Source organism: Caulobacter sp. P1_B12_2 (assembly GCF_056406675.1).
On the sequence record NZ_JBFTZS010000146.1, the window covers coordinates 1 to 10,026 of the forward strand.

At 68.4% G+C, this 10,026-nt stretch carries 10 protein-coding genes and 1 pseudogene; 1 reads left to right on the top strand and 10 read right to left on the bottom strand.

The features are described 5' to 3' along the window. Positions 1–41: 41 nt before the first annotated feature. Positions 42–194 (bottom strand): annotated as a pseudogene (locus tag AC1DZ6_RS11070) (hypothetical protein). A 34-nt stretch (positions 195–228) separates the two neighbouring features. Here AC1DZ6_RS11070 and AC1DZ6_RS11075 point away from each other — a divergent pair. Further along, positions 229–1,239, top strand: a complete 1,011-nt coding sequence (locus AC1DZ6_RS11075; protein ID WP_477097241.1) for an endo-1,4-beta-xylanase — start codon at positions 229–231, stop codon at positions 1,237–1,239. On the opposite strand, the gene AC1DZ6_RS11080 is transcribed toward AC1DZ6_RS11075, so the two are convergent. From AC1DZ6_RS11080 to fliF, 9 genes are all read right to left on the bottom strand, one after another. Continuing rightward, a complete protein-coding gene (locus tag AC1DZ6_RS11080; protein ID WP_477097232.1) occupies positions 1,236–1,649 on the bottom strand; it encodes a helix-turn-helix domain-containing protein in 414 nt (137 codons plus the stop codon). The two genes, AC1DZ6_RS11075 and AC1DZ6_RS11080, sit on opposite strands and share 4 nt — an antisense overlap. A 124-nt stretch (positions 1,650–1,773) precedes the next feature. Next, complete coding sequence (locus AC1DZ6_RS11085; RefSeq protein ID WP_477097233.1) at positions 1,774–2,178, bottom strand: DUF4282 domain-containing protein; 405 nt, start codon at positions 2,176–2,178, stop codon at positions 1,774–1,776. A gap of 126 nt (positions 2,179–2,304) precedes the next feature. Continuing rightward, positions 2,305–2,844, bottom strand: coding sequence for a hypothetical protein (locus AC1DZ6_RS11090; RefSeq protein ID WP_477097234.1), 540 nt, complete (start codon positions 2,842–2,844; stop codon positions 2,305–2,307). Positions 2,845–3,068: 224 nt separating this feature from the next. Then, positions 3,069–5,180: a flagellar biosynthesis protein FlhA gene (gene flhA / locus AC1DZ6_RS11095; protein ID WP_477097235.1), complete on the bottom strand. Its 2,112-nt coding sequence runs from the start codon at positions 5,178–5,180 to the stop codon at positions 3,069–3,071. A 129-nt stretch (positions 5,181–5,309) separates the two neighbouring features. After that, positions 5,310–6,674: a sigma-54-dependent transcriptional regulator FlbD gene (gene flbD / locus AC1DZ6_RS11100; protein ID WP_477097236.1), complete on the bottom strand. Its 1,365-nt coding sequence runs from the start codon at positions 6,672–6,674 to the stop codon at positions 5,310–5,312. 72 nt (positions 6,675–6,746) lie between these two features. Then, positions 6,747–7,082 carry a flagellar motor switch protein FliN gene (gene fliN, locus AC1DZ6_RS11105; RefSeq protein WP_477097237.1) on the bottom strand — a complete coding sequence of 112 codons (336 nt, stop codon included), beginning with the start codon at positions 7,080–7,082 and terminating at the stop codon, positions 6,747–6,749. Positions 7,083–7,087: 5 nt separating this feature from the next. Continuing rightward, on the bottom strand, positions 7,088–7,735 hold the full coding sequence (locus AC1DZ6_RS11110) for a FliH/SctL family protein (protein ID WP_477097238.1): 648 nt from the start codon (positions 7,733–7,735) through the stop codon (positions 7,088–7,090). 12 nt (positions 7,736–7,747) lie between these two features. Next, positions 7,748–8,764 (bottom strand): flagellar motor switch protein FliG, encoded by a 1,017-nt coding sequence (gene fliG, locus AC1DZ6_RS11115; RefSeq protein WP_477097239.1) that lies wholly within the window; start codon positions 8,762–8,764, stop codon positions 7,748–7,750. A gap of 3 nt (positions 8,765–8,767) precedes the next feature. Further along, on the bottom strand, positions 8,768–10,026 hold a 1,259-nt coding region (gene fliF / locus AC1DZ6_RS11120; RefSeq protein WP_477097240.1), incomplete at its 5' end, for a flagellar basal-body MS-ring/collar protein FliF.

Below are 10,026 nucleotides of genomic sequence, written 5' to 3' on the forward strand. Positions count from 1 at the left end.
AGCTGGGCCTGCGCCGGGCGGCGGTCGGTGGGCGGTAGCCTCTACACCTCACCCGCAAAGCGGGGGAGGTGGCGCGATGCGAATACGCATCGTGACGGAGGGGGCGTTCCACTGACGCTTTGCCCTTCGGACGCCCTCTACACCGCTTCGCGGTCCCCCTCCCCCGTTGCGCCACGCTCCACGGGTGAGGAGATAAGTCGCCGCGCCATCCTCGGCTCCGCTCTCGCGATTTCGGCGTGCAGCCCGAAAGCCCAGAGCCAGCCCGCCCCCGCCGACCTGCCGCCGCTCAAGAGCCTGGCGCCGTTCCGCATCGGCGCCTGCGTCCAGGCCCTGCACCTGGACGATCCCGCCCTGGCCGCCCTGCTGGCCCGCGAGGTCAGCCAGCTGACGCCCGAGTGGCAGATGAAGATGGAGTACATCGTCCAGCCGGACGGCTCGTTCCGCTTCGACGCCCCCGACCGCATCGCCGCCTTCGCCCGCGCCCACGGCATGGGCCTGCTGGGCCACACCCTGGTCTGGTACGCCCAGGTCCCGGAGGCCTTCCAACGGCTGGACGAAGGCCGCGTGGCCTTCGCCGACGCCTATCGCAACTACATCCACGCCGTGGCCGGCYGCTATCGCGGCCAGGTCGTCGGCTGGGACGTGGTCAACGAGGCGGTGGCCGAGGACGGTAACGGCTGGCGCGACAGCCTGTGGTCCCAGCGCCTGGGCGACTTCGAGCACATCGCCCTGGCCTATCGCACCGCCCGCGAGGCCGACCCGCACGCCGTCCTGCTGCTGAACGACTACAATCTCGAATACCTGCCCAGGAAGCGCACCACGTTCCTGAAGCTGGCCGAGCGCCTGCTGGCCTCGGGCGCGCCGCTGACGGGGCTGGGCACCCAGATGCATGTGGCGGCCGACATCGCCCCGGGCCAGATCACCCGGATGATCCGCGAACTGGCCGGCCTGGACCTGCCGATCCACGTCTCCGAGCTGGACGTGTCGCTGACCCGTTCGGAAAACAAGCTGCTGTCCCGCGCCGAGTTGCAGCGTCGCCAGGCGGCCGTCTATGCCGAGGCGGCCGAGGCGTTCATGGCCCTGCCCGAACGCCAGCGCTTCGCCTTCACCCTGTGGGGGCTGCGCGACCGGGACTCGTGGCTGACGGCGGAGAACGCCGGCGACGCCCCGGCGGCGTTCGACAACGCCGGCCGGCCCAAGGCCGGCGCGGCGGCCCTGGCCGAGGCTTTCAGAGCCTAGATCGCGACCGGCTCGTCGTCGGCGTTCAGGCTCAGCGTCTTGGCCAAGGCCAGGATCTGCAGGCGCTGGGCCATGGGCAGTTGCGGCACCAGCGAAGCCAGCTCGACACCCTCCTGGGTGGACATGAAGCGGCGCACGGCCTTGATCCGCTCGTCGCCCTCGCCCAGGCCCTCCAGCGGCGGCATGCCTTCGAAGAACCAGGCCACCGAGCTCTGCAGCGTCACCGCCATGCCATAGAGCTTGGACGCGCTGACGCGGTTGGTCCCGCGCTCGTACTTCTGCAGTTGCTGAAAGGTGATGCCGACGCTGTCGGCCAGTTGGGTCTGGCTCAGGCCCATCGACTTTCGGCGGGTGCGGATGCGCGCGCCCACGTGGATGTCGACGAGGTGAGGTTCTTGATCGGCGGCCAACGTGCATCTCCGGCGGGAGACCGGATATGTCTCCTGCCGCTTAGACGCCGGGAACCGCCCCCACCCTCAAGCTTCGTGGTCAATTTTCGTAAACCGCGTTATTCGGTCGCAGGCGCCGCGACGGTCAGCCCAGCGGCTTCTGGACCGTCGCCTGGGCCGGGGGACGGGTGACGGCGGCCACGGCGTGGTCGGCGTCACTGGCCTGGCGCAGCGCGCGCAGGTCTTCGCTGATCCGGAAGATGGCGACGTAGAACTCGCAGAAGGCGCGCCACAGCAGCACCATGGCCGCGGCGACCAGCAGGCCGGCGACCAGCACGGGGAAGGCCAGCAGCAGCGATTGCAGGCCCGGCTCCTTCAGCGCCAGGCCGACGGCCGCGCCGACCACCGAGAAGGCGAACAGGGCCACGACGCCGAGGCCGGCCCAATAGATCAGATGAATCACCGGTCCCGTCACGAGACGGTCGAACGTCAGCAGGTCCCAAAACAGACCGCTTGAGCCACTGGCCTTGGTATTTCTGGCCGGAGCCATCCGACACCCCTCATGTCAGCGGGAGCTCCGCCGGGTACTGGCCCATCGCTAGCAGCGCGAAGCCCGCTCGGCAATGCCGAGCGGGCTCGCGGATCGTCAGAGGACGATCAGGTGGACAACCGCCGGTTACTGCGGCTTGGCGCCGGCCAGGGTGGCGTCGATCTGCGCCTTGGTGGCCGTGGTCTGCAGGCCGCCGGTGGTGGCGGCGCTGAAGCTGGCCTTGGGCAGGGCGAACTTCTTCTCGCCGCTGGTCACGACTACGTTGGTCGCGCCGTCGGCGCCGGTGGTGACGCCGGCGATCGTGCCGACCACGGCGCCGGAGGGATCCTTGACCTCGGAGCCGACCTTCAGGTCCAGGGCGACATTGGCCGAGGACGGGGTGCCCGCCGCATCGGCGTCAGCCGCCGTGCTGGTGGTGCTGGTCGTGCTGCTGGTGGTCGACTGGACCGGCGCGCCCGGCAGGGCGGCGGCCGGCGTGGCCGGAGTGGCGGCCGAAGGGGCGGCCGGCGTGGTGGCTTGAGCCGGCGCCGTCGTCGTGGTGGTGGTCGACGAGGTGGTCGCGGGCGTTTGAGCCGGTGCGGCGGCCGGAGCCGTCGATTGGGCGAAAGCAGCGCCAGCCAGCGAAAGCGTCGCGGCGGCGGCGAACATAGCGATCTTGGTCTTCATGATTTGCGCTCCGTCGTGAGTGAAGGCCCCCGCCTTGCCAAACGAAACGCGACCTTCCGGCCACGGTTCCGAAATAGTCCGAAACAACAGGTGACCATTTCGGGGCGAAATAAGGCGATATCGCCGTAAAGCTCGACGCGCCGCAGAGTCTAATCTCATGCGGAATCGATCATGTCCGAGACGCGGAGCGGGAATTCCCGCCCAGATCAAGGCCAATAGTGAAGCTAGACCATCCCCACCGTGCGCAGGCGCGCACGCGGGTGGATCTCGTTCTGGCTCATCACCACGGTCTGGCCGCGGAAGCGCTCGATGATCGAACGGACATAGGGGCGAACGCCCGGGCTGGTCAGCAGCACGGCGCTGTCGCCGGCCATCGCGGCCCTATCGAAGGCTTCGCGCACGCCGCGGATGAAGTCCTGCAGGCGCGACGGCGCCAGGGCCAGCTGCTTGTCCTCGCCCGGACCGACCAGGGCCTCGGCGAAGGCCTGCTCCCATTCGGCCGACAGGGTGATGATCGGCAAGCTGCCGTCCTCGCCGCGATTGGCCCAGCACAGCTGGCGGCCCAGGCGGGCGCGGACCTGTTCGGTCAGCTGCACGACCGAGGCGGTGTGCGGCGCGGCCTCGCCCATGCCCTCCAGGATCTGCGGCAGGTCGCGGATCGACACGCGTTCCTTGAGCAGCGCCTGCAGCACGCGCTGGATGGTGGCGGCGCTGACCACCGAGGGGATCAGGTCGTCGACCAGCTTCTTCTGGCCCTCGGGCAGGTCCTTCAGCAGCTTCTGCACCTCGGCGTAGGAGAGCAGGTCGGCCATGTTCTCCTTGAGGATCTCGGTCAGGTGCGTGGTCAGCACGGTGGCTGGATCGACGATGGTGTAGCCGCGGAAGGTGGCTTCCTCGCGCATGGCTTCCTCGACCCATGTCGCGGGGAGGCCGAAGGCGGGTTCGCGCACGTGCTCGCCGGGCAGTTCCACCTGACCGCCGCGCGGGTCCATGGCCATCAGGCAGCCCAGGCGGACTTCGCCGGCCCCGGCTTCCATTTCCTTGATGCGGATCGCGTAGCCCTGGTTGGCCAGGCGCATGTTGTCGAGGATCCGGACCGGCGGCATGACGAAGCCGAACTCGGTGGCCAGGGTCTTGCGCAGGGCGCGGATCTGGTCGGTCAGCTTGCGGCCGTCCAGGTCGTTGATCAGGGTCAGCAGGCCGTAACCCAGCTCGATCTTGACGTCGTCGATGGCCAGCGACGCGCTGATCGGTTCTTCCTCGGGCTCGGCCGAAGCCTCGGCCAGGGCCGCCAGGGCGGCGGGGTCGAGCGGCTGGGGCTCCTTGGCCTTCAGGGCGCGGCGGTAAGCCAGATATCCCGAGCCCACGGCCAGGGCGGCGAAGGGAATGATCGGCATCCCCGGGATCAGGGCGATGACGCCCGACGAGGCCGAGACCATGCCCAGGGCGACCGGGTTCATGGCCAGCTGGGTGGTCAGGGCCTTGTTGGCGCTGCCTTCGACGCCGGCCTTGGACACCACCATACCGGCCGCGATCGAGATGATCAGGGCCGGGATCTGGCTGACCAGGCCGTCGCCGATGGTCATCAGGGTGTAGGAGGCCGAGGCCTCGCCCAGCGGCATCTTGTGCTGGACGACGCCGATCAGGATGCCGCCGATGATGTTGATGGCGGTGATGATCAGGCCGGCGACGGCGTCGCCCTTCACGAACTTGCTTGCGCCGTCCATGGCCCCGAAGAAGGTCGATTCCTGCTCCAGGTCCTTGCGGCGCTGCTTGGCGGTGTCCTGGTCGATCAGGCCGGTCGACAGGTCGGCGTCGATGGCCATCTGCTTGCCGGGCATGGCGTCCAGGGTGAAGCGGGCGGCGACTTCGGCGATCCGGCCCGAACCCTTGGTGACGACCATGAAGTTCACCACCACCAGGATGATGAAGACGATCACCCCGATGACGAAGTTGCCCTGCATCATCAGGTTGCCGAAGGCGGCGATGACGGCGCCGGCCCCGTGCGAGCCTTCCTGGCCGTGGCCGAGGATCAGGCGCGTCGAGGCCACGTTCAGGCCCAGGCGGTAGAGCGTCGCGACCAGCAGGACGGTCGGGAACGACGTGAATTCCAGCGGCTTCTTGATCAGGATCGCCGTCATCAGGATCAGCACGGCGCCGGTCAGCGAGATGGCCAGCAGCAGGTCCAGCAGCATGGCCGGGACCGGAATGATCAGCAGGACGATGATGCCGACGACGCCCAGCGCCAGTCCCATTTCGCCGCGCAGGATCCCCGCCCACAGCGAACTGGCGCTGGGGATCGAAGAGGCGGCCTTGGGGACGGCGGCGTCAGACATTCAAATCGTCGATCCTGTTGCCTAGCTTCGCGTGAAGCGATTTGCGCGAAGTCGCCAGGGTCTTAATTGAAATTAGCCATGTTGGGCGCCGGACCGATGGTCGCGGCGCCCGAACAGGGTTCACCGATCTCAGGCGGCGGCGACGCCGCCTTGGGGTGGCGGCACCGAGACGCCCGCGTCGCCGTACTCCTTGAGCTTGTTGCGCAGGGTGCGGATCGAGATGCCCAGGATGTTGGCCGCATGGGTGCGGTTGCCCAGGCAGTGCTCCAGCGTCTCGATGATCAGGTGCTGCTCGACCTCGGCGACCGTCGAGCCGACGAAGGTGCGCGAGACGGCGTCGGCCGCCATCTGGGCGCCGCGGGCCACCGCGACGTCCGGAGCCGGAGCCAGGGGCTGGCCGTCCGGCAGGCGGATGGCGAACTCCTCGATCTCCGCGCCGGGCGACAGGAGCACCGCGCGGTGCATGGCGTTTTCCAGCTCGCGGACGTTGCCCGGCCAGCGGTGAGCGATCAGCCGGCGCTTGGCCTCGGCCGAGATCGGCTTTTCGGCGACGCCGTTGGCGGCCGAGTACTTCTTCACGAAGTGCTCGCACAGGGTGATGACGTCGCCCGGGCGCTCGCGCAGCGGCGGCAGGCGCAGGTTCACGACGTTCAGGCGATAGAGCAGGTCTTCGCGGAACGTGCCGTCCTTCACCGCGGCGGCGAGGTCGCGGTTGGAGGTGGCCAGGATGCGGATGTCGACCTTGACCGGCTTGGAGCCGCCGACCCGGTCGATCTCGCGCTCCTGGATGGCGCGCAGCAGCTTGGCCTGCAGGCGGGTGTCCATCTCGCTGATTTCGTCYAGCAGCAGGGTGCCGCCGTTGGCTTCCTCGAACTTGCCGACCCGGCGGGCCACGGCGCCGGTGAAGGCGCCCTTCTCGTGGCCGAACAGCTCGCTCTCCAGCAGGTTCTCGGGGATGGCGGCGCAGTTGACGCTGATGAACGGCGCCTTGGCCCGACGCGACTTGGTGTGGACGTAACGGGCCATCACCTCCTTGCCCGAACCGCTTTCGCCGGTGATCAGGATCGAGGCTTCCGAGCCCGCGACCTGGTCGGCCAGGCGGATGACGTCACCCATGGCCGGATCGCGGACGATCATCGGACGATTGTCGTCGGTGACGGCGGCCAGGACCGCGGCGATCAGCTCGGCGTCCGGCGGCAGCGGGATGAACTCCTTGGCTCCGGCCTTGATCGCGGCGGCGGCGCGCACCGGATCGGCGTCGACCCCGCAGGCCACCACCGGCACCCGGATCCGCTCGGACTCGTTGGTGGCGATCAGGCCCGCGATGTCGAGCGCGTAGTCGACCATCAGCAGGTCGGCCCCCTGCCCGGCCCGCAGCGCGTGGGTCGCCGCTTCGCAGGTCTCGACGTGCGAGACCTTGGCCCCGGTGTTCATCGCCATTTTCACGGCGACCGAGAGCTGTCCGTTCAGTTTTCCGACGACCAGGAGGCGCATCGTTCTATCTCCGTTGGGGCTGTTTTGCCCCGGCAGTTCAACTGGTTAAGCTTCACTCGACGTCGCTGGCGGTTAGCCGGTGGCGTCGCCGTCCTTGATGATTTCCGTCATGGTCACGCCCAGCCGTTCGTCGACGACGACGACCTCGCCGCGCGCCACCAGGCGGTTGTTCACATAGATGTCGATCGCCTCGCCGACCTTGCGGTCCAGTTCGAGGATGCTGCCGGCCGACAGCTGCAGCAGCTGGGCCACCGACATGTGGGCCCGGCCCAGCACGGCGGAGATGTTGACCGGCACGTCGAAGACCGGCGCCAGGTCCGAGGCGATCTTGTCGCTGAGCTCGACCGGCATCTCGGAGGCCAGCATCGAGCCGCCGAATTCGTCGAGGGTGAGATTGTCTTCGGACATGACGATCAGCTTTCGCTAGCAGGCAGCAGGGGTTCGGCGTGGAGCCCCTCAGCCGCGATCGCGGCCTCGAGGGCTTGGGTGACGCGGGCGGCCGCGTCCGTAGGGTCGAAGGCCGCGCGGCCGTCACCCCAGTCGAGGAGGAAGGCGGCGGCCGGCAGATGGGCGTCGGCCCGGGCCAGGATCTGGCCGGGGAAGCCGATGGCGCTGGCGGTGGCCTCCAGGGCGGCCTGGGTGCGCTCGACCAGATGCGGCGCGACCCGGACGGTCAGTTTCGGGCTGGCCTCGACCTCGCGGGCCAGGGCGACCAGGGCCGCCTGAGCCGGGGCCTCGGGGAACTGGTCCAGGGCGGCGTCGGCGATGGCCCGGCCGCAGGCCAGGGCCAGCATCGCCGAGCCCTCGCGGTGCTCGTGGGCCACGGCGGTCAGGGTCGAGAACGCGCCGTGGATCGCCTGGCCGATGGTGTTGAGAGCCATGGCGGCCTCGCGCTCGGCCTGGGCGACGGCCGATTGCTCGCCCGCGGCGTAGGCCTCGGCCTTGGCCTCTTCCAGCTCTTCCAGGGTGAAATTCTTCTTCACCCGCACCGGCGCGGTCATGCCGCCGCGGTCGTCGAACACGGTGTCGAAGGTGAAGCGCTTGTGGGCGATGTCGGTCATTCAGCCATCTCCCTAGTAAATGAGTTCGTCTTCGGCGCCGGCGCCGGCCAGCATGATCTCGCCCTTGGCGGCCAGGTCCTTGGCGACCTGGACCATGGCGACCTGGGCCTGGTCGACGTCCTTCAGACGCACCGGACCCATGCTTTCCATGTCCTCGCGCATGATCTTCGACGCGCGTTCGGACATGTTCGAGAAGAACATCTCGCGCAGCTTGTCCGAGGCGCCCTTCAGGGCCAGGGCCAGCTGTTCCTTGCCGGTGGCGCGCAGCAGGGTCTGGACGCCGCCCGGATCCAGCTTCGACAGGTCTTCGAACACGAACATCAGGGCGCGGATGCGCTCGGCGGCCTCGCGGTTGCGCTCTTCCAGGGCCGCGATGAAGCGCGCCTCGGTCTGGCGGTCGAAGTTGTTGAAGATCTCGGCCATCATCTCGTGGCTGTCGCGCTTGGACGTGCGCGCCAGGTTCGACATGAATTCGGTGCGCAGGGTCTGCTCGATCTTGTCGAGGATCTCGCGCTGCACCGGCTCCATCCGCAGCATGCGGGTGACGCATTCCAGGGCGAAGTCTTCCGGCAAGGACGCCAGCACGCGCGCGGCGTGGTCGGACTTCACCTTGGACAGCACCACGGCGACGGTCTGGGGGTATTCGTTCTTCAGATAGTTGGCGAGCACCGCCTCGTTCACGTTGCCCAGCTTGTCCCACATGGTCCGACCCGCGGGACCGCGGATCTCTTCCATCAGCTGGTCGACCTTCTCGGGCGACATGAACGACGCCAGCAGGCGCTGGGTCTGCTCGTACGAGCCCATGATCGCGCCGGTCGAGCTCATGCCCGAGACGAACTCGACCAGCAGCTCTTCCACGACCGAGGCCGAGACCGTGCCCAGGCCGGCCATGGCCTGGGAGACTTCCTTGATTTCCTCGTCGTCCAGGGCTTGCCAGATCGCCGTGTGCTCTTCGCCCAGGGCGAGCAGCACGATGGCGGCCTTTTCCGGCCCGGCTAGGTTCTTGACGTCGTTGACGGAGGTTTTCATCGACTACTCCGACTCATGCAGCCAGGAGCGGAGGATCGCGACCGATTCCTCGGGATGACGTTCGACGAACTCGGAGACCCGCTTGATCGACGAGGCCTTCACCTGGCCCTCGATCTTGGCGATGTCGATGCGCTGGTCCATGTCGCCCGGACCGGAGATGGCCATCGGCTCGCCGGACTGGTCGATGACCACTTCCTGCGTGGAGCCGTCCGACAGGGTGACCATGCGGGTGACCTGCGGGGCGCTCAGCGCCAGGCCCAGCGGGGTCGGCGGCGGGCTCATCAGGCTCTTGAGGAACGGGCGGACCGCGAACAGCAGGATCAGCAGGGCGACGACGGCCAGCACGGCCAGTTCGGCGAAGCGCATCAGGTCGTTCTTGTCCATGCCGTCCAGCAGGCCGGCCTTGCCCAGACCCTGCTCCTCGGGCTGCGGGAAGCGGACATTGACCACCGAAACCTGGTCGCCGCGCGCCTGGTCGAAGCCGATCGCGGTCTTCACCAGTTGCTCCATCTGCGCCATCTCCTCGGCGGTGCGCGGGGTGTAGGCGCCCGGCTTGCCGTCCTTGCCCGGAGGGGCGGTGATGCCGTCGATCGCCACGGACACGGCCTGCTTCAGCAGGGCGCCCGGCTCCTGGACGGTGGTCTTGGTGCTTTCCGAAATCTCGTAGTTGGTGACGCTCTCGTTGCTGTCCTGCTTGGAGCCCAGGGGCTGGAAGCCGTTCGGGGTCTGGCCGGGAATGTTCTGGGTCGAGGTGACGCCGCCGGTGTCGTCGTTCTTGGTCTCGCTGGCGTTGTTGGCGTTGGTGCTTTCCGAGCGGATGACCTGGCCGTCCGGATCGAACTTGCGCTCCTGGACCGTGACGCGGTTCAGGTCGAGGTCGGCGGTGACGTTGACGCGCGCCTTGCCCGGGCCGAGCACGCCGTCGATCATCTCCTGGACCCGCTTGCCGATACGGGCCTCGGCCTCGCTCTTGGCGTCCTGGGCCAGCTTGCCGGCCAGGCTGCCGTCATTGCCGGCCGACAGGGTCTTGCCGTGCTGGTCGATGACATTGACGGCCTCGGGCTTCATGCCGCCGACAGAGCCGGCCACCAGGTTCTGGACGGCGCGGACCATGTCGGCCGAGGGCTCGCGGCCGGTGCTGATGGTGACGGCGGCGGTCGGCTTCTCGGCGTCTTCCTCGAACAGCTGACGCTTGGGGATCACCAGGTGGACGCGGGCGGCCTTGACGCCGTCCCAGCCCTGGATGGAGCGCTCCAGCTCTC

Bases quoted from the DNA above. Each gene is read 5' to 3' on its own strand.
- AC1DZ6_RS11085 (WP_477097233.1), bottom strand. From the start codon at position 2,178: ATGGCTCCGGCCAGAAATACCAAGGCCAGTGGCTCAAGCGGTCTGTTT.
- AC1DZ6_RS11090 (WP_477097234.1), bottom strand. From the start codon at position 2,844: ATGAAGACCAAGATCGCTATGTTCGCCGCCGCCGCGACGCTTTCGCTG.
- flhA (WP_477097235.1), bottom strand. From the start codon at position 5,180: ATGTCTGACGCCGCCGTCCCCAAGGCCGCCTCTTCGATCCCCAGCGCC.
- fliN (WP_477097237.1), bottom strand. From the start codon at position 7,082: ATGTCCGAAGACAATCTCACCCTCGACGAATTCGGCGGCTCGATGCTG.
- AC1DZ6_RS11110 (WP_477097238.1), bottom strand. From the start codon at position 7,735: ATGACCGACATCGCCCACAAGCGCTTCACCTTCGACACCGTGTTCGAC.
- fliG (WP_477097239.1), bottom strand. From the start codon at position 8,764: ATGAAAACCTCCGTCAACGACGTCAAGAACCTAGCCGGGCCGGAAAAG.